Annotated in this window: 14 protein-coding genes and 1 pseudogene; 9 read left to right on the plus strand and 6 right to left on the minus strand. The window is 34.2% G+C overall.

From position 1 onward, the window contains the following. Positions 1-121: 121 nt before the first annotated feature. Positions 122-703: pseudogene (locus BN55_RS04760) on the plus strand (SDR family NAD(P)-dependent oxidoreductase); the annotation flags it as partial. 63 nt (positions 704-766) lie between these two features. On the opposite strand, the gene BN55_RS04765 reads toward BN55_RS04760, so the two are convergent. The 3 genes from BN55_RS04765 to BN55_RS04775 form a co-directional block, all read right to left on the minus strand. After that, the gene (locus tag BN55_RS04765; RefSeq protein WP_008470744.1) at positions 767-1,180 is read right to left on the minus strand and encodes a DUF3021 domain-containing protein; all 414 of its coding nucleotides are present in this window, start codon (positions 1,178-1,180) and stop codon (positions 767-769) included. A gap of 1 nt (position 1,181) precedes the next feature. Further along, entirely contained in the window at positions 1,182-1,619 is a 438-nt protein-coding gene (locus BN55_RS04770) for a LytTR family DNA-binding domain-containing protein (protein ID WP_008470745.1), read from the minus strand. Positions 1,620-1,770: 151 nt separating this feature from the next. Beyond that, entirely contained in the window at positions 1,771-2,640 is an 870-nt protein-coding gene (locus BN55_RS04775) for a LysR family transcriptional regulator (RefSeq protein WP_008470746.1), read from the minus strand. A 127-nt stretch (positions 2,641-2,767) separates the two neighbouring features. On the opposite strand from BN55_RS04775, the gene BN55_RS04780 reads away from it, so the two are divergent. From BN55_RS04780 to BN55_RS04795, 4 genes are all read left to right on the plus strand, one after another. Then, positions 2,768-3,304: a flavodoxin family protein gene (locus tag BN55_RS04780; RefSeq protein WP_008470747.1), complete on the plus strand. Its 537-nt coding sequence runs from the start codon at positions 2,768-2,770 to the stop codon at positions 3,302-3,304. A gap of 13 nt (positions 3,305-3,317) precedes the next feature. Then, positions 3,318-4,358, plus strand: a complete 1,041-nt coding sequence (locus tag BN55_RS04785) for an alcohol dehydrogenase catalytic domain-containing protein (protein WP_008470748.1) — start codon at positions 3,318-3,320, stop codon at positions 4,356-4,358. Positions 4,359-4,439: 81 nt separating this feature from the next. Continuing rightward, the gene (locus BN55_RS10235; protein ID WP_008470749.1) at positions 4,440-4,664 is read left to right on the plus strand and encodes a DUF2255 family protein; all 225 of its coding nucleotides are present in this window, start codon (positions 4,440-4,442) and stop codon (positions 4,662-4,664) included. A gap of 178 nt (positions 4,665-4,842) precedes the next feature. Further along, the gene (locus tag BN55_RS04795; protein ID WP_008470753.1) at positions 4,843-6,171 is read left to right on the plus strand and encodes a C1 family peptidase; all 1,329 of its coding nucleotides are present in this window, start codon (positions 4,843-4,845) and stop codon (positions 6,169-6,171) included. Positions 6,172-6,256: 85 nt separating this feature from the next. Here the strand turns inward: BN55_RS04795 and BN55_RS04800 are convergent, their stop codons facing one another. Then, positions 6,257-7,141 carry a LysR family transcriptional regulator gene (locus BN55_RS04800; RefSeq protein ID WP_008470754.1) on the minus strand — a complete coding sequence of 295 codons (885 nt, stop codon included), beginning with the start codon at positions 7,139-7,141 and terminating at the stop codon, positions 6,257-6,259. A gap of 203 nt (positions 7,142-7,344) precedes the next feature. Between BN55_RS04800 and BN55_RS04805 the strand changes: the two genes are divergently transcribed. Next, positions 7,345-9,123, plus strand: coding sequence for an FAD-binding protein (locus tag BN55_RS04805; RefSeq protein ID WP_008470755.1), 1,779 nt, complete (start codon positions 7,345-7,347; stop codon positions 9,121-9,123). Here the strand turns inward: BN55_RS04805 and BN55_RS04810 are convergent, their stop codons facing one another. Next, the gene (locus BN55_RS04810) at positions 9,124-9,999 is read right to left on the minus strand and encodes a LysR family transcriptional regulator (RefSeq protein ID WP_008470756.1); all 876 of its coding nucleotides are present in this window, start codon (positions 9,997-9,999) and stop codon (positions 9,124-9,126) included. Positions 10,000-10,312: 313 nt separating this feature from the next. On the opposite strand from BN55_RS04810, the gene BN55_RS04815 reads away from it, so the two are divergent. Then, positions 10,313-12,124 (plus strand): FAD-binding protein, encoded by a 1,812-nt coding sequence (locus tag BN55_RS04815; RefSeq protein WP_008470757.1) that lies wholly within the window; start codon positions 10,313-10,315, stop codon positions 12,122-12,124. A 25-nt stretch (positions 12,125-12,149) separates the two neighbouring features. Then, positions 12,150-13,565 (plus strand): DASS family sodium-coupled anion symporter, encoded by a 1,416-nt coding sequence (locus BN55_RS04820; RefSeq protein ID WP_008470758.1) that lies wholly within the window; start codon positions 12,150-12,152, stop codon positions 13,563-13,565. Positions 13,566-13,644: 79 nt separating this feature from the next. Here BN55_RS04820 and BN55_RS04825 read toward each other — a convergent pair whose 3' ends face one another. Then, a complete protein-coding gene (locus BN55_RS04825; protein WP_008470759.1) occupies positions 13,645-14,559 on the minus strand; it encodes a peptidylprolyl isomerase in 915 nt (304 codons plus the stop codon). Between the two features lie 309 nt (positions 14,560-14,868). Between BN55_RS04825 and BN55_RS04830 the strand changes: the two genes are divergently transcribed. After that, the gene (locus BN55_RS04830) at positions 14,869-21,156 is read left to right on the plus strand and encodes a S8 family serine peptidase (protein WP_008470760.1); all 6,288 of its coding nucleotides are present in this window, start codon (positions 14,869-14,871) and stop codon (positions 21,154-21,156) included. Positions 21,157-21,179 lie beyond the last annotated feature (23 nt).

Here is a 21,179-nt window from a genome sequence, read left to right on the forward strand (position 1 = left end):
CTTAAAAGTTATGGCAAACTATTAATGATGGGTATTTAACATAGCTTGTAAAAATACTTAATATTGTCTATAGAACAGGCATTAATTAAGGAGCAAGCGTAATGATCTTTCAGATGCTAAGCAGCGCAAGGAATTATTTAAAAAATTTCCTGATATTGATATTTTGGTCAATAACATGGGTATTTTCAAGCCAATGAATTATTTTGATATTGATGAAGCTACTTGGCAAAAATTTATTGATGTAAATGTCTACTCAGGCAATGCCTTAGCTAAGTTTTATTTATCAAAGATGCTCGATAAAGACTTTGGTCGAATTATTTTTATTGCTAGTGAAGAAGCGATTATGCCCTCTGGTGAAATGCCGCAATATAGTTTAACTAAGACAATGAACTTATCAATTGCCAAGAGCTTGTCTAAATTAACTGCAGGCACTCATGTGACTGTGAATACAATCATGCCGGGATCAACTCTTACTGAAGGCGTTGAAGCAATGATTAATAATATGTATAAAGATTTTGATCTTCCAAAAAAAGAATGGGAAAGTGACTTTATGAAGAATCACCGTCCACTTTCACAAATTCAAAGACTTATTCGCCCAGAAGAAATTGGCCGTTTTGTGACTTTTGTGGCTAGTCCATATGCATCTTCATTTTCAGGTGAGGCACTTAGACTTGATGGTGGGTTAGTGCCAACAATCTTTTAATTTTGAAATTTAATAATGTACAAAAATATGCGAACTATTAATGATGAACAGTTCGCATATTTTTTATAATTTCTGATTTACTTTTTGAATTTGAGCTTTAACTTGATGGTAAATGCATAGCCAAATGATGACGTAACCAACTATGTAACAAATTGTAAAAACAATTAATGGTGTAAAACTCATCTCAACCCAATTGTTGAATAGATAAAAGAAAATATAATCTACATAAATTACTACTGCGTTGATTAGGGTTGCAATGCCGAGTGATAGCTTCTCTACTTTAAAGATTGCACTGATGCCTCCGGCGATGAATGCAAGAAGCAAACTTGAGAGAATATTTTTATTGATTTCTAGGACTGAAGTTGGATTGTAATGAATTGCAAAATAGTAAGCATAATAGAAAATGGTTAAAATCAGCGGTCCAAAACCAGCAGCAATTAGACCTCTTTTTGTAAAATTAAAAATAAACTCTTTCATTTTATTTCAGCTCCTTTCGGATCTTACTAAAGCAGCGTCTAGAAACGTAATCGCTGAGGCCGTTTTTCATGATAATGTTTACACCAGCAGTTTTTGTTTCTTCGAAGCGATCGATGTATATTTTATTAACGATAGAAGATTTATTAATTCGCCAGAAATTATTTGGCAGTTCATTAGTTAATTGATAAATACGTTTGCGGAGATGGTATCTTTTATTATTTATGCAGATTGCAGTGATTTTATTATCAAGTATCGTGATCATAATAATATCTTCTAGTTGCAAGATGATTAAGTCTTTGTCATCATAGCCAATGATTGAATTCGAGTTGCCATTAGTTAAAACAAATTTTTCTAAATTATCGGTAAAAATACTTTTTTGATGAACTTGTGCTTCAACTATTTCGTTTTTGTGAGGATTAATTAGCAGTTTGAATTTCATTTTTAGCTCCTTTCAAGATTATTATATTTAAAGTTCATGATGATATCTTGCTTTTGTAGTTATCGGTAAATTTTTAAGATTAATCGGTTGGGAGTTTTGATTTTGACTAGACAAAAAGATAGTGCATGTTAAGTTAATGCACTATCTTTTCTTACTTCTGATCGTATTTGCTCCATTGGTCTTGCAATTTTTCAATTAAAGGCATGACACGATTTTTATTTTGCTTTAAATAAACAGCGTAGAACTTTTGATGGGCTACTTCATCTGATAAAGGACGAACAGTTCGATTATTAGGCAAATTGGTGCCCCATTGAGAATCTAAGCTAGTTAAGTTAGTGGTGAAGAAAGGAAGCACTGAATATTGTAGAATTTCGCTATATTCAGTTGATTCATTTTGAAAAATAATCTTACTATCTGGAATTTCATCATGATAGATCTTGGTCCAAAAGCCAATTGGAGACGGACTTAAAATAGTTTTGCCCTTAAGCTTCTTGAAGGACAATTCCTTATTTTCGTTTAATTTACATTCAGATGGAAGATTAACTGACATTGATTCTGTGCCTAGATAAGTTGAGGTAATATCACGATCTTCAATTGGAAAGTTAATTAAAACACAAGTTAATTGATGTTCACTTAGTAACTTTTCAAAATTATTTTCAACTAAATTATTCTTAATCTGAATATTTTTATCATGTAAAGATCGTAGGACAATTCCTGGTCCTGGGGCATTGAAGCCGACGACTAGGGTAGTCTGATCTTTATCAAATTGCTTAACTTTTTTAGTGAAGTCTAAATTGTCGTTGATTAATTTTTTTGCTTCACGTGTCGTATATTTTCCAGTTTCGTTTAAATAAAGTTTATTAGGTTTACGAATAAAAAGCTTCACGCCAAGTTCTTCTTCGAGCTTTTTCATAGAATGTGTCACAGCAGGCTGGGTTAAACCAAGAACTTCTGCGGTTTTAGCGACGGTGCCATATTTAGCAAATGTGACTAATTCTTCCAGTAAGTAATTTTCAATCATATTTCTACCTCGTGACAATAAATCTAATTTATCCTAGCATGAAAAAATATGAATTTTCAAGAGTATTTCTTCTTCGTATAATCATTTATGAAAATTGAAGTTAGAAATAGTGAAAGAAGAATGACTTATGGCTAGAGTAGTAATTTTAACAGGAAGTCCTCACTTTGAGGGCGCCTCTCAAAAATTAGCAGACAATTTTGAAAAAGGAATAAAGGAAGCTGGAAACGAAGTTTATCGCTATGATGCGGGTTTGCAAAGTGAAAGTCAGCCACATTTTTTACAACTTGAACACGCACCAGGGATGGAAGTTGGAATTCCAGATAATGATTTAGTAGAAAAAGAAGTAATCCCTAAATTATTAGAAGCTGACATTGTTGTTCTAGTATCATCACTTTATTATTTCGGCTTGAATGCTCAACTTAAAACTGTTATTGATCGATTCTATGACTATAATCATGAATTAAAAGATAAAAAGATGGTCTTCATGATGGCTGGTTATGGGGCTCAGGAAGATATGGATGCAGTAAAGTTACATATACATAAATTGAGTAATTATATGCGTTGGCAAATGATTGATGAAATTTATGCGGATGATTCGTGGAATGATCAAAAATTAGCAAAATTTACTCAAAAAGCTTATAAATTAGGTAGGAGTATTAAGTAGGAGGATTAGATTAATGAAATACGCTGAATTTGTTAAAGCGGGCGAAATGAAGATTGTTGATAAACCAATGCCCAAAATTGAAGAAGATGACGATGTTATCATTAAAGTTCTTCGGACTTGCGTTTGTGGTTCAGATTTGTGGGCATACCGTGGTTTAGAAGAACAAGGTCATGAAAATGATGGTCACGAAATTATTGGTGTGATTGAAGAAGTAGGCAAAGATATTACTACTGTAAAGAAAGGCGATTTCGTAATTGCACCATTTACTCATGGATGTGGGCATTGTCGCGCTTGTTTGGCCGGATTTGATGGTGTATGCATGAGTCATGGTTTAGGCGAAAATTTCTCGGTCGGCTATCAAGCAGAGTATGTTCGCTTTCAGCATGCACAATGGTCATTAGTTAAGATTCCTGGAAAACCTGAGGATTACAGCGAAGGGATGCTTAAGTCATTCTTAGCTTTAGCAGATGTAATGGCAACCGGATATCATGCAGCTAGAGTTGCAAATGTAAGACCAGGTGACAGTGTTATCGTTTTAGGTGATGGTGCTGTGGGATTATCTGCAATTATTGCTGCTAAGTTACGCGGAGCTAAACAAATCGTTTCTACTAGTCGGCATCCAGACCGGGAAAAGATAGCGCGTGAATTTGGTGCGACCGATAATGTGGCGCAGCGTGATGAAGAAGGAATTCAAAACCTAATTAATATTACGCGTGGCGGTGCTGATGCAGTCTTAGAATGCGTTGGTAGTAAATTGTCAAATAAAGAAGCTATCCAGGTAGGTCGTCCTGGCGCGATTGTTGGCCGTGTTGGTTTACCACATGGAGCAGAATTGAACCCAGGTTTAATTTTTTATAAAAACATGAGCGTTGCTGGCGGACCTGCATCTGTGACAACTTATGATAAAGAAATTTTACTTAAGGCTGTCTTAGACGGCAAGATTAATCCAGGTAAGGTTTTTACTAAGACATATGATTTAGATCAAATTAATGAAGCATACCAAGATATGGTTGATCGCAAGGTGATCAAGTCATATATCAAGGTTAGAGATTAAGGAGAATAAAATGAATAATTGGACAAATGAAGAAATGATCAGGCTCAAACTTTACAAAATCGTCCTTATAATGATGATAAGATGACTTTTGAAGAAGACAATCCTGTCTGGGAAGTAACTGTTGATAATCAGGTATTTATTCGCGGCGCAAAAGGCGTTAAGGATACTAAATGGTATCAAGCTGGAGTTAAAAATGGCGGTCAAATTGAAGTTGCTGGTCAAAAGTTTGAAGTGGAATACCAAGCAGTTAATAACGTAGAAATAATTGAGGATGTTACCGAAGCTTTTAATAAAAAAATATCATGATCAGTATCCAATTGACTTAATGGTGTCAAATCCAGTTGCAAAAGCAACAGTAGCTTTAGTAAGGAAGTAGCAATAAAGATTCGCAAATTGCGAGTCTTTTTTCTTTGACTTTAGTTAGGTATAATTTTAAATAATAATAAAATTAAAATTTTTATAATAATTAAATAGGAGACAATAGATGAAAAATCAAGGAAAAGAAATTACGCCTGACTTACTAAAAAAATTTGAAAAGGACTTAAAAGCAGATAAAACCGCAGAAATTGTAGGTAGAACTATTGCTAAAAATGGCTTTTTATCTAGCAGTGAAGATCAAGAAGCCAGCAAGCGCAATAATATGACTTTTTCAATTGAAGTTCCAACTGGGAAAGTCGGTAATCAAAGACAAAGTGGACGTTGTTGGTTATTTGCCGCATTAAATGTTTTGCGTCAAGAATTTGCTCAAAAGTATAATTTTAAAGATTTTGAACTTTCACAAAATTATAACTTTTTCTGGGATCGTTTGGGTCGTGCAAATTTGTTTTTACAAAGAATTGTGCGCACGGCTAATGAAGATTTAGAAGATAGACACGTGCAAGCATATCTTAGTTACGCTATGGACGATGGTGGTGAGTGGGACAATGCAGCTGCTATTATTGAAACCTATGGTGTTGTACCTAACTATGTAATGCCAGACACTTATAATACGAAAAACACTCATGAATTTGATGAAATTAATGCAAGTTTACAACGTAAATATGCTTTGGAATTGCGTGAAATGATCAGAGCAGGTAAGTCTGAAGCTGAAGTTGAAAATCGTCGTCAAGAAATGTTGAGCGATATTTATCGTTTGTGCGTGTTAGCTTTTGGTGAGCCACCTAAGCAATTTGACCTTGAATTTAAAGATGATAAGGGTGAAGTTAAGCAATTTTTAGGTTTGAAGCCAAAAGAATTTTTAGATAATTACTTTGACACTGATTTAAATGAATTTGTTGAATTAGTTGATTATCCTGATCATGAATATAACCATGTTTACTGGAATGAAATGCAAGATAATGTTGCCGGCAGCTATCAAACTGAATATGTGAATGTAGATTTTAAATATTTGCAACAAGCAATTATTGATCAGTTAAAAGATGGTCATATTGTGTGGTTCGGCTGTGATGTCGGTACTGATTCCGATGCGCGTACGCGTGGCTGGCTTGATGATAAGCTTTATCGCCAGGCAGAATTAATTGGCCTAGATTATGAAATGGATAAAGGCCAGCGTTTAGCTACGCGTCAAGGTAGTGCAAGTCATTGTATGGCAATTACTGGCGTTAATTTAGTCAATGGTAAGCCTGATCGCTGGAAAATTGAAAATTCTTGGGGCGAAAAAGTAGGTCAAGCTGGCTATATGACAATGACGCAATCTTGGTTTGAAAAGTATTGCTTCCAAGTTGTCGCAAATAAGAAGTACTTGCCTCAAGAAGTACGTGATGTACTTAAGACTAAGCCAATTAAAGTTGAGCCTTGGGATACTTTATTTTAATGGCAAAATAATTTTATAGAATCAAATAAATAAAAAGCTGTTGATTTCAATATCAGCAGCTTTTTGTTTATAAAATTTATAATTCTTATTTTTCATGAAAATGACGAAGAATTTTGATTCCTTTTCTTTGATAAACATTTGGAATAAAACTTTTACGCATAGCAATTTGCATGTAGGCATATAATTTCTGCCCATTTACTAAACGAATAATATGAACATTATCAGTGCTGCGAATACTACTCTCCATTGCTAAAGCAATTCCAACATTTCGTTCAACTAAATCAATCATCATTCTCATTGTGTCAGCAGTGTAAATGATTTTAGGACTAAATTGCCCAAGTTTTGCTTCTTGATCTAGGCATTCTCTAGTTAAATAACCCTTTTTTCTTGCAATAAAACTTCTGTTTTTTAGTTCAAAAGCAGAAACAGCCTTCTTTTTGTTCCAAGGATCATCGAATCCAGTAATAATGACTAGTTCGGTTTTTTCAAGATTACGTATAAAGTAATCAGGATCATTTATTGGGACCATCCAAGAATAAATAGCCACATCAACATCACCATTGGTTAAACTGGAGAAAGCATCTGCCGATCTCTCTAGTCGAGTTTCAAGCATTGAGGAAATTCCTGCTTGAAAAAATTTTTGAATAATATCTGGGATATAGATACTACCAGCTTCTCCTGAAAAGGCCAGTCTGATTTTATCATCACTTGCATGCTTTACGTCATAAGAAATGCTTTCAATTTCCTTTAGTAGAAAATTAGCTTTCTTATAAAGTAACTCCCCAGCTACAGTTAACTTTAGATTACTTTTTCGATTATTTTGAGTTATCAAAGGGTCATTAAATTCATTTGATAACCGTTTTATTGCCATTGAAATCGTGGGTTGAGTAACATCAAATTTATTTGCTGTCTCGGTATAGCTACCTGTTTTTACAAGAGTGCAAAAATATAAAAGATCTTTTTCGTTCATTATTAATCCATTAATTATAAAGTTAATTTATAAGTATATCTTTTTTAATTATAACTCTTTTTGAAATAATGTTGATGGATGTTGATATAAAAAGAATTATCTAGGTAAATACTAAAAACAAGAATGCAAAAATTAATTAGATTTCAATTTATGAAAGCGATATATTTCATTTATGGAATATGAAATAGAAAAGAGTGACAATTATGATTTACAATTCATCAATAAAATGGGATGCAGTTTATGATGTGATTGTAGTTGGATTTGGCGGAGCAGGAGCAAGTGCTGCTAGATTTGCTGCTGACAATGGTGCAAATGTCTTACTTTTGGATTCTGCCCCAGAAGGTAGCGAAGGAGGAAATACACGTTATTCTGGTGGGGCTTTCGCTTGGGGAAATAATTTTGAAAAATTGCGGAATTATTACAGACAGACATATTATCCTTTCAATTATGATTCTAAAGATTTAGATACATTTGTTGAGAATGTTCTTAAAATGAAAGAATATTCAAAAAAATATTTTGGTATTGATGCTAAAGCAACTGGGCGTCGACCAAATGGAGAATATCCTGAATATAAAGATGCGGATGCTATGCAGTCACAAAGCATGACTCAAGGAATGTACAATGGTGGATTTTGGAAGTTATTAAGAAAAAAAGTATTTGAGCGTCTAGATAAAATAAATATTTGGTTTGAATCCCCAGCAATTCATCTAGTTCAAGATGCAAATAATAAAACTGTTTTAGGTGTTCAAGTAAAACGTAAAAATCAAATTAGAAATGTTGCTGCAAGAAACGGAATTGTTTTAAGTTGTGGTGGCTTTGAAAACAATCCTGAAATGGTACAAAATTTTTTAGGTCAAGGCTCTCTAGCTCCAATTGGGACTTTGTATAACCAAGGTAAAGGAATTGATCTTGCAGTTGAAGTTGGTGCTCGTCTATGGCATATGTCGAATTATGATTCTCATGGATTATCGTTAAGACAAGATCAACCACATGAAAAGTTTGCTTATATGATTAACTGGAAGAGCTTGTTTAATGGCAGTATTTTTATCGCTAGTGATGATGGTACACGTTATTTCCGTGAAGACGAAGAAGATAGACATGGATATAAATATAACCATGGTAATTGGATTATGATTCCTAATCAAAATCACCCTCATATAGTGATGGATCAACGTCAGTATAATCAGCTAAAGAATGATCAATCAGCAAAAGCAGCTCAAATTAAGGAGTTGATTTCCTATGCTATCAAAGCAGATACGATTTCTGAACTTGCTGAAAAAATTAATGCACCTAAATTGAGTGAAGCAGTCGCTGATTTTAACTTCTTAACTGATGATGTAAAACGAGATATGTTCTTGAATCGGAAAATTGAAACAATGAGATCATTTAGTGAAGGTCCATATTATGCCATTCCAGTTCGACATAACATTTTACATACTCATGGTGGAGCAAAAAGAAATGAAAAATGCGAAGTAATTGATCTCGAAGGTAATCCAATTCCGCATTTGTATGAAGCTGGAGAATTAGGGGATATCTTCGCAACTAAATATATTGGGGCTAATAGTATTGCTGATTTGTTAATTTCTGGAAAAATATCAGGAGAAAATGCAGCATTGCCAAAACCAAAAACTGTAGAACTTGATGCTGTTACAGGTGCTTCTAAAGTTCCTGAATTAAAATCAGATGCACGCACAGAGATCACTAACTTTACCGCTGAAGAAAATCAAGGAATTGGTATGAGTGAAAATGGAATTAGTGATACTGCATTAGTTGTTCGCGTTACTAAAGATGGTAACAAGATAAGCAACGTTGAAGTTTTACAAGAAAAAGAATCACCTTCTATAGGTGGAAAAGCAATTCCTAAGCTAGTAAAAGAAGTTTTATGTAAACAATCTGCAGATGTTGATGCCATATCTGGAGCTACAACAACTAGTTCTGCATTTAAAGATGCAGTTGCGCAAGCAATTTCTAATATTAAGTAATTATTTATTCAATAAAATATCAAGACATCTTTGTTGGATCCTATTGGGAATAAAATCATCACGGATTCCAAGGCTTGAGTAGCAATAAACCCGCTGACTAGGAAGTAATGGAACGGCAGTTACATTCGGGAGATTATTGACGGCAACATTCATCAAATATCCTACTCCCATACCACTACTAATTAATTTGGCGGTAGCATCTATGCTATCGACAATTAATTTCTTTTTAGGTTTAAAACCTGTTTTAGACATTATTCTATCAAGAGCTATTCTTGATAAAAAACGCTGATGCCTCATAATTAAGGGAATATTTTGAATTTGAAAAAGATCAATTTCTGACTTTTTTGCAAGCTCACTATTACTAGGAACAATTAATTCATATTGATATTTAGCAAAATCGGTAATCTTGATACCAGGCATTTTTTCGTCACCAAGACGAGAAAATACAATTGCGTCATATCGTCCATCTCTAAGATGTTGTTCTAATGAATGAGAATTATCCTGGTGTGTTTCAATAAAAGCCAATAAATGACCTTGATTTAATTGAGTAATGACCGAAGGAAGCCAAGATCTTCCTGCTAATTCAGAATAACCTACTCTGAAATTGTTTTGATTAGCACGGTTTGCTTCAATTAAAATTGATTTTTCAATTTGCAGAATTTTTTTACTTTGACGATATGTAACTATACCAGCAGGAGTGATTACTAATTGCGCGCGACTGTTAGATTGTTTAACCAGTTTAGTGCCAATTTCTTTCTCTAATCTTTTAATCATAGCACTAATTGCAGGTTGAGTTACTTGAAAGTATTTAGCAGTTGAAATATAGCTTTTGGTTTCAACTAGTTTCTTAAAGTATTTAAGATCTTTTATTTCCATAATGTTTTCCTGTTTTTAATAAGTGTGTAAATATAATTCTATTTAATACTAACTTATTATTTATTGTAAAAACAAGAAAAAGCATAAATACAATTTATTGATAGATTACTAATTTATATTGATTAAATTGATCATTTGTTTTTTGAAGAATTTAAAATCTACTATCACAAGCCCAATCCCTTAATGCGTAAGTAATTGATAATTGCTTGTGAACAAGCGCTTACATTTTTGGGCTTGCATAATCAGAATTGAGATGATATTTATATTCCAGAAAATACAATTTATTGATTTAGTCTAATGAGGAAGATTAAAAATGAACGCAGAGAAGAATTTTAAATGGAATGGAAATTATGATGTCATAGTATTAGGCTTTGGTGGAGCAGGCGGAACTGCCGCGCGTTTTGCAAGTGATAATGGAGCAAATGTGTTATTAGTAGATGCAGCCCCATATGGACATGAGGGTGGTAATACGCGTTATTCTGCTCAGCATGTGGCGATGGCGCATGATAAAGAAAAAATTACAGAATATTACCGTGAACTTGCTGAACCATATGATTTCTCAGACAAAACAATGAATACTTATTTAAATGGCTTTGTTGATATGCCAGATTATTTTGAAAAATATTTGGATACAGAACCATTTATTTGGTCCAAGGATTATCAACCGGGAGACCATTTAGCAAATAAGTCTCATCTTTGTGAATATCCTGAGTTTAATGGGTCAGACACATTTGATTTTGCATTAGTTCATAATCGTGATTTTGATGCAGGATTATGGAAAGTGATTAGAAAAAATGTTTTAGACAGAAAAGATAATATTGACGTTTGGTTAAATTCTCGAGCTCTAAAACTGATTCAAAATGAAGATACAAAACAAGTGATTGGGGCAGTTGTTGACCGCAATCATAAGAAATATTACATTCATGCTGATAGAGGAGTTGTTTTAGCAACTGGTGGTTTTGAAAATAATGCGCAAATGCAACAAGATTATCTTCATGTAACTAAATTAACGCCATTAGGTACTCTCTATAATCGTGGCGATGGTATTAATATGGCTCAAGAAGTCGGTGCAAAGATGTGGCATATGAGCAATTATGAATCATTAGGAATTGTGCCCAGCTATGTGATTGCTGAAGAGGATAATCAGCGTGGACGTCAAATTAGCGGCTGGAAGAATGTTAAATCGGGTTCTATTTTTGCAGTTGCTGATGATGGTACTCGCTTTATGAAAGAAGATGCTAAGTTTCGTCACGGTCATATTTATGATCATGGAGATTATCTTTTACCACACGCTTTCGATAACGCATGGTTAGTTTTTGATCAAAAACAATATCAAAAATTTGTTGAAGAAAAGAAGCAAGGAAAACTTAAGTATGTTAATTTCTTTGAGAAAGTAATTTCAGCTGACAATGCCGAAGAACTTGCAGAAAAGATGCATATACCTGCAAACAATTTACTGAATACTATTAGTGAATTTAATGAATTTGCCAAGAAGGGAAAAGATATTAAATTTGATCGTGCAGCAGACTCAATGATGCCATTAGATCATGGAAAATTATATGCAATTAAATTGTCACCAGCAGTTTTGAATACTCAAGGTGGCCCAGAACATGACGAAAAAGCTCGCATTCTTAATGTGGAATCTAAGCCAATTTCACATTTATATAGTGCTGGCGAACTCGGAGGAATGTGTGTTAATAGATATCAAGGTGGTGGTAATTTAGCTGAATGTTTAATTTTTGGAAAGATCGCTGGAGAAAATGTTTCTCAAGAAGATCCTACTGATCCAGTTGAAATTGATAATCCTATTCCAAAGATTAATGATTTAGCTGATGGAGAAAGGATGGACAATATTGAAGTAGGACCAGATCAATATATCGCATCCACTGAAGCGGGAATTGGTGGCAAAATTGTTGTTCGAGTTACTTATAAAGATAGAACTATTAAAAAAGTTGAAGTTTTAGAGAATCATGAAACTGAAGGAATTGGTGCAGTAGCAGTTAAAGAACTACCACAAAAAATTGTACAAGCCAATTCCACAAATATTGATGCAGTTTCAGGAGCATCAACTACAACTAGAGCCGTTGAAGAAGCGGTAAATAAAGCGATTAAGAAAACAAAATAAAATTCGATTTATAGGGAGTAGAAAAATGCTAGATAAATTTGAATGGAAAAAATGGATTCTACCATTAGCCTTGGGAATTATTCTTTGGCTATTGACTCCGTTAAAGCCAGCAGACATCAGTGTTGCAGCATGGCATTTATTTGCAATTTTTATTGCAACAATTATTGCGTGTGTTACTAAGCCTTTACCTATGATGGCTACAACGTTAATTGCAATTATTGTTGCTACTTTAACTGGAATTTTTAAGATGAAGGAAGTTTGTGCTGGCTTTGGTAATTCAACAGCATGGATGGTTGCAATGTGTATGTTCATGGCAGCTGGATTTATTAAATCTGGTTTAGGTAGAAGAATAGCTTATATAGTTGTAAAAACTTTTGGTAAAAAGACCTTGGGCTTAGCCTACGCTTTGTCAATGGTTGAAACTATTCTTGCGATCGGAATTCCAAGTAATAATGCACGTGTAAATGGTATTATGTATCCAATCATTGATAGCCTTTCCAGAGAAATGGGTTCAGATCCTAAGAAAGGCACTCAAAAAAAACTGGGCTCTTTCTTAGTATTCAATGAATATGAAATTAATATTGTAACATCAACAATGTTTCTGACAGGGCTTGCAGGAAATATGGTTGCCTTAGGCTTAGCCAAAACGCAAGGTGTGACTGTCTCTTGGATGCAGTGGTTTCTAGCGGCTATAGTTCCGGGTGCTATTTCATTGCTATTGGTTCCTTTTATTTTATATAAGATATATCCACCTCAAGTTAAGGAAACTCCTAATGCTCATGATTGGGCAGAAAAGAACCTTGAAAAAATGGGTAAAATGACAGCTGCTGAAAAGATTATGTCATTTGTATTTATTTTAGCTATTGTTCTTTGGTTAGTTGGTTCGCATATTGGAATTGATGCAACAGAAGTAAGTTTTATTGCAGTGGGACTTTTATTGCTAACAGGCGTAATTAACACTAAGGATTTATTAAAAGAAAGTTTTGCTTGGAATATCTTAACTTGGCTCTCTATCATTATGCTAATGTCTCAAAAGTTAATGACCTTGGGATTCTTCCCATGGTTCTCAAAGACTTTAGGTTCAATGCTTCATGGAGTTAACTGGATCTGGGTATTAGTAATTTTATGGTTAGTTTACTTCTACTTACACTATTTGTTTCCGAGCGTGTCTACGCAAATTTCAGCTTTATATGCTGGTTTCTTGTCAATTGCCTTAGGGGTAGGGATGCCACCAATTATGGCTGCTATGATGTTGGCCTTTGATGGTTCACTATATTTGTCAACTTCAACTTATTCTGCTGGGCCTGCTGCTTTACTATCAACAACCGGCTATGTATCTAATAAGGATTGGTGGATATTAAGTGCAGTTATTGGTGTAGTTCTAAATGTAATCTGGCTTGGTGGCGGATTGCTTTGGACTAAGATTATTGGATATTGGTAGAAAGAAGATTAGCAATTGAAAAAGCTTGTTAATCAATGTTTGTAAAAATAGCATTGATTGACAAGCTTTTTTTGTTTATTTACTTAGTGATTTTATTAGCTGAATTTGTTTTACCCTTATATTGATCAAGAGCTGATTTAAGGTCTTTATCTTTAATTTCAACCTTTTGATCTTTTAAAACTTGGCTAATTACATTCTGCATGATAGTAGAGTTATTGGCCCATTTATCATAAAGCTCTTGTGTAAGAGCTTTTTTGTTTGCAGAAAAACTACCTTTGGCAGGATGTTTAATCATTTTTATGATTTCGTATCCAGTTGTAACTTGAACAGGTTGAGAAGTGTACTCACCGTCTTTAAGTTTGTAAGCTGCTTTTTTAAAGGCGGTATCATACTTTTTGTCAGTCATGTTAAAAGGTGCAAGCTTACCGCCTTTTGTACTAGTGGTATTATCAACAGAATACTCATTAGCCAATGAATCAAAGCTTGCGCCAGCGTCTAATTTAGAAACCACTTCGTTAGCAGTTTCAGCTTTAGTGGTTAAGATATGCTGGACAGTAATTTTTGGTTGGTAGTTTTTCCATTCTGCTTTTAATTGTGCTTGCGTAGGCTTCATTTGAGCTTTTAAAGCAGCTTTGCTTAGATAATTTATCTCTATTAATTGCTTAAATGATTTACGAGTATAATTATTATTTTCTAAAAAAGCATTAAATTGAACTCCGTATTGATTTTTATAAGCGTCATAAGTTTTATTTATTTCAGCTTGATTAACTTTATTACCATAAGCTTCTTTTAGAGCATCATAAATTAGCATGTTGGCGAGGACTGTCTTACTAGCTGGATTTTGCTTTAATTCATTATAAAAATCTTGTTGAGTAATTTTTTTATTATTTCCATATTGAGCAACTTCGGAATTATTAGAACATCCACTTACCCCAACGCCTAGTAAGCTAATACTTATTAGCGCTAGGACACTTAATTTATACTTCTTTTTCATTAAAAACCTCCAAAAGCAAAAATTAAATTAATATTAGACTATGTATTATTTTAATAATTTACCAGCTATTAATAAAAAATACAAATATTTTAATATTTATATAATTATAACTTTTTATTAATTGTTAGCTTAATACCAGTTTTTATCTCTTGAAAAATATTTTTACACATTTTAAAAAATATATTGTAAAAAATAATAATATCAGTATAATGTTTAATTAAAATTAATAAAAACTTTATGTTAATTTTAATTAATCGATTAAGTAACGTTCCTTTCAACAATTTTTTATTCTACTAAGGAGGTTTATGAATGAAAAAGAAGAGTAAAAAATATGCTAGTCTCTTGCTAAGTGTAGCAGTTCTAGCAAGTGCGCAAGTTTTTCCAAGTTTAGAACAGCAGGTTAAAGCGACCATTGATAGCCAAACGAAAAATTCTGCGTCAACTGCTAAAAATGCGCTTAGTCACACAACAACTGGGTTGACTTCAAAAGCGATTGAAGCGCAATTAGCTGCAAATGGGGTTAAGTTTGAAAAATTGACTCCACAGGAACAAAAGGATGTCTATGTAGAAGTTATTGTCCAATTATCTGCAGCTCCTGCATCAGAAAATGGCTCAATTAATCCTGAAACTGCTAGTACAGCTGAAATCGAACAGGCTACTAATCGGGTAATTGCCGCTCAAAATAGTATTAAAAACCAAGTTCAAGCTATTACTAATCAAGCAATTGGAAAAAGTTATGGTTATGTAGTAAATGGTTTCTCAACTAAGGTTAAAGTTAAAGATATTCAGAAACTTAGAGCCTTACCAGGAGTAAAGTCAGTTACTTTAGCTAAAGTTTACTTTGCGACGGATGCTTCTGCTGATAATATGGCAAATGTTTCAACTGTTTGGTCGAATTATCAATATAAGGGTCAAGGAACCGTTGTTTCAATTATCGATACTGGAATTGATCCTAACCATAAAGATTTGAGACTTAGCGATGAATCGAAAGTTAAATTAACAGCAAAAGATATTGATGCATTTACCGAAAATAGTGGTTATGGTCGTTACTTTACTAGTAAAGTTCCATTTGGTCATAATTATTCAGATAACAACGATATCATTACTGATGACGGCAAAGAACAGCATGGAATGCACGTTGCAGGAATAGTTGCTGCTAATGGTACTGGAAAAGATCCTGCTAATTCTGTTGTTGGTGTTGCTCCAGAAGCACAATTGCTTGCAATGAAGGCATTTTCTAATTCAGATAGTTCTTCAACTACAGACTCAACTAGTGTTATTGGGGCAATCGATGACTCAGCAAAATTGGGAGCAGACGTTTTAAACATGTCATTAGGTTCTGTTTCTGGTCAACAAACTGAAGATGATCCAGAAATAGCTGCTGTTGAAAAAGCAGTTAAAAGTGGAACATCTGCTGTTATTTCTGCTGGTAACTCCGGAACTTCCACTTCTGATCAAGATGGTACTAACAAAGATTACTATGGGAATCCTGATATGGAAACTATCGGAAGTCCCGGTACAAGTAGAAGTGCAACTACTGTTGCGTCGGCTGAAAATACTAACGTCACTACAGATGGAATTACCATTTCTGCAGCAGGAAAAACGATCGCAGGTCCTGTAGTAACTCAACTTTCAGGTGGAACTGATTTATCAGCGTTTGATAATAAAGAATTTTATTTGGTTAAAGACAAAGATGGTAAGTTAGGAGTAGGTACCCCAGATCAATACAGTAGTGATGTTAAGGGAAAAATTGCCGTTGTCGCTCGTGGAGAGATTGCTTTTACACAAAAGCAGGCTAATGCTCAAGCAGCAGGTGCTGCTGGCTTAATTATTGTAAATAATGCTGGTGGCAATACACCATTAACTTCAGTAGCATATACTGATGGTTTTCCAACTGCGGGATTGTCAACTGAAGCTGGTAATAAATTAGTAGAATATATTGAAGCTCATCCAGATCAAGCACTTCAAGTAAGTATTGTTGTTCAACCATTAACAAACGTTGCTCGCGAAAAAGATTTAATGTCCGACTTTACCTCATATGGTCCAGCATCAAACTTAGCATTTAAGCCAGATATTACAGCTCCTGGAGGAAATATTTGGTCACTTCAAAATAATAATAGCTATGTAAATATGTCAGGAACTTCCATGGCTTCGCCATTTATTGCAGGTTCTCAAGCGTTGTTAGTTCAAGCAATGAATGATAAGACTAATAAGTTCTATGGTCTTTATCAAAAGATGTCCAATACCGAAAGAACTGCTTTCATTAAGAATCTTGAGATGAATACAGCAGCTATTGTGCCTGATGTGTCGCATGATTCAGTAATTGAATCTCCACGTCGTCAAGGTGCTGGATTGGTAGATGTAGAAGCTGCAATTCAAGCATTACAACATAATCCTTCTACTGTTTCCGGAGAAAATGATTATCCTGGCGTTGAATTAAAAGATTTTAATGACAAGAAACATCAATTTACTTTGAAATTTACTAATCGAACTAATAAAGCATTGACTTATTCTTTATTAGAAGATGGTAAGTTTGCTGATGTTTATACCTCTGCAAATGATGCATCAGCTACCTTATATGAAAAGAAAATTGAAGGTGCATCTGTTGAAGCAAATGGTAAGATTGTTGTTGCGCCAAATTCAACTAAGCAAGTAAGTTTCACTTTGAATTTGCCAGATAACTTTGCCTTAAATCAATATGTTGAAGGCTTCTTAACTTTCAAAGGATCAGATGATTCACAATTACGTATTCCATATATGGGATTTTATGGTGATTGGTCGCAACCAGAAATTTTTGATAAATTAAATGGTTTAACTTTTGATCCTGTAAATAAAAATCTAGGAACGATCGTAAGTGCGGGTAATGCGTCTGGTTCTCAAGGATATGCTGGTTTATATCGCGATGATTCTGGTAAATTACGTGTTAATGAAAAAGCAATTGCGTTTTCTACTGATCCCAAGGCTTCAATCACATGGCTTAAGCCACAATATTTCTTATTTAGAAATGCAAATAATGTTCAAGCAAAAATCTTGGATAAAGATGGTCATGTAATTAATACTTTGGCTACTTTAAATAATGTCACTAAATCTTATTGGTCGCCAAGTGCCCAAAGATATCATAGATTTTCATATGCTCCATCATGGGATGGTACTTATTTCAATCAACAAACTAATAAAACCGAGACAGTTGCTGACGGAAATTACGTTTACCGTATTGAAGGTACAGTTGATGGAACTAAGAAAACTCAGCATTATGATATTAATATGGTTGTTGATAGCACTAAACCAGATGTTAGAAAAGCAAGACTTGTTTCTCATAAAGATAAACAAGGCAAGCGTCAATACTTCATGGCTGTTGAAGCTAAAGATGATCTTTCAGGATTAGATGGTGCAGCAAATACAGCTGTAAATGACGTTATTGCAAACAGTGTAACCTATAAGAAAACTGGGGAAACCAAAGACGGCTTTTCTAAATTAGAAATTCCATTAAAACAAGCACAAGTGGCAAAACTTGCCCCAGGTAAAAATAGTATTGCAGTTGCACTGTTTGACAATGCTACAAATGCAGGAACTACGTCAGCCTATAGTCAAAAGCCAGGTTCAGCTGAATATAGCTTGGTATTTGCAAATGGTGGTTTCCCAGTAAAAATTACTTCTCTTTCTAAGAATTATGATGCAGTTGATGGAGTTTATGAGCTTGTTGGCAATTATCCAGATCAACCATATGCCACTTACACTGATAGCCAAGGTAAAGAACATGAGCTAAAAGTTGAATACGATCAAGCAGATGGTACATTTAGAGCTTTATTACCAGTAGAGGAAGCAGATTATACAACGACTGTTAAATTCTATACTGATTCTGAACATGAAACATTAATCACCACTAAAAAGGCAAGAGTGAGTGTTCTTCCAGCTAAAGTTGAAAGTTTAAGTGTTGACGGTGAGCAAACTTATTCTGCAGATAGCGAAAAAGAACCAAAATTAGCTCAAAGTTCTGAAGATAAGGTTACACTTTCAGGTAAGGTTAGCGATGACACCGCTTCTGTGACAGTTACAGCAGGTGGCAAATCCAATAAGGCTACTTTAAATGCGGATCATACATTTTCAGTAGATGTACCTGTTTCATTTGGTGAAAATAATATTAGTGTAACTGTTGCTGATAGCGATGGTAATAAATCTTCAGTAAAACAAGTTGTTAAATCAAGCAATCGCGGAAAAACCGAAGTGGCATCATCAGATGTAACGTTCAATGATGGTGTAAAGTTTGGTACGATGTCAGTAAATGACCAAACACCAAATTATGATGCTAAAACAGGTGTCTTGACTTTAACTGGTAAGGTTAAGCGTCCAACTACAACATTAATAATTGGCGGTAAAGACGTTCGCGTTAAATCAGATGGTTCATTTACTGTTAAACTTGATCTAGGAAAACATGGTTCTAAAGTATTCCCAGTCATAATTGGCGATACAACCGTTTCACAAGTTGTTCAAGAAAGATTGACTTTCTATGTTGACGCAAATAGTCCTACTTTAACCTTAGATGCAGAAAAACTTGAAGATGGCACTTACAAGCCAATTTACACTACAAAAGATAAATATACTATTAGTGGTGAATTTACTGATGATTATGCATACTATAGTTTAAAAGTGAATGGAAACAATATTGCATCTTCATACGCAGATGTTGACTACAATTCTAGTAAGCCATACAAGAAACATTTTGAACATGAAGTGGAGTTAAAAGAAGGTAAGAATACTTTTAATGTTGAAGGTAGCGATGATAATGATAATTCAACAGGTGTTCAAACTTTAGTAGTTTACTACAAGAAAGCTCAAGAATTGCCAGCTCCAGCAGTTACTGCTACAACAAGTTCAGATAATAGATCTGTCAGTTTAAATGCAACAACTGATCAAGAAGATGCTCATGTAGTATATAGTCTTGATGGTAAGACTTACCAAGACCTTGATCAAAAGGGCTTAACTGTTACTAAAAATGGTAATGTTTACTTCAAAGCTGTTGATAAATATGGCAATGAATCTAAGCCTGTTTCTTATGATGTAACTCAGATCAAGGAAAACGCTTCTGATAGCAAGGAGCTTGCTCAAGCAAGAAGAGAATTAAGAGCTAAGTTAGACGAAGCACGTCAATTAGGAACATCTGGTAAGTATACCCATGAATCTGCACAAAATTTAGCTCAAGCTCGTCAAAAAGCAGCCCAAGTTTTACGTAATAAAGATGCTAAACTTGCTGAGCTTCAAGAAGCACTTCAAGAATTGACTAAAGCAGTTCAAGATTTGAAAGAAAAACAACCTGTTCAACCAGTTGATCAAAATAAACAAAAAGTTGAACAAGCTAAGCAAGAGCTAAGAAAACATGCTCAAAAGTTAAGTGAACTTGATTTAACTAAATATACTCCTGAATCTACTCAAAAACTGAGTGATGCAATTAAGGCAGTAAATGCAGTGCTAGATAATGCAAATGCCAGTTTAACTGATGTACAAGCAGCTGAAAAACAATTAACCCAAGCTGAACAAGCTTTGGTTGAAAAAGCAACTGTTGATCCTAACTTAGTTGCTGCAAAGACTAATTTGAAAAACAAGATTGCAGAAGCTGAAAAACTTGATTTAACTAAATATACTGAAGGTTCACAAAAAGTATTTAAGAGTGTGCTTGAATTAGCTAAGACAATTTTAGCAAATGATAATACTAACTTGGATGCAGTTCAAAAAGTTACTGATTCTTTAGATGCAGCTAAGAAAGGATTAACTGAAAAATCAGGTACCGGAGTTACTCCGCAGCAAGATCCTAAATTAATCAAAGCAAAGGCTGATCTAAAAGCAGCAGTAGAAGATGCCCAAAAACTTGATTTAAGTAAGTATACTGCTGAATCCAAAGCGGCATTCTTGAAGGCTGCTAAAGCAGCTGATGAAATTTTGGTAAATGAAAAGGCTCAGTTAGCTGATTTAGAAAACGCAAAATCTGTGCTTTTAGCGGCCAAAGTTGGATTAAGTGAAAAGGTAGTTCAACCTGTCTTACCACCAGTACATATTGATACTCCTGAATCTAATTCTGAAAATAAAAAAACAAGTTCTTCAGCCTCAGTAACGTCTTCAAATAGCCATACTTCTCAAGCAAATAATACTGCTAAGGAAACTTTGGTGAATGCAAAAGGTTATGTACCAGTTCTTCACAATAATCCAAAATGGAAGGTTGCCTTAAGAGATCAAAATGGTCATCTGACTGGTAAATACATTGCAACTAATACTAGTTGGAAGATATTTGCTAAGAAAGAAATTAATGGAAAATTATACTATCGTTTAGGTAGCCAAGCGCAATGGGTGCCAGCAGATTACATTCAGTTAGCACAAGATGCGAAGGGTAAGAAGCTTAATGCAGTAGCTTATGTACCAGTTCTTCATCATAATAAGAATTACAAAGTTGCACTTTGGAATTCAAAAGGCAAATTAACTGGCTATATTAAAACTAATTCTTACTGGAAGGTTTTCGAAGAAAAGAAAATCAATGGTCGCTTAATGTATAGGATTGGTAATGATAATCAATGGGTACCAGCTCAATACGCTAAGCTAAAAAGATAGCAAAAAAAGATGTTGAAATTTTC

It is taken from the genome of Lactobacillus hominis DSM 23910 = CRBIP 24.179 (genome assembly GCF_000296835.1).
In the GTDB taxonomy this organism is placed as follows: domain Bacteria; phylum Bacillota; class Bacilli; order Lactobacillales; family Lactobacillaceae; genus Lactobacillus; species Lactobacillus hominis.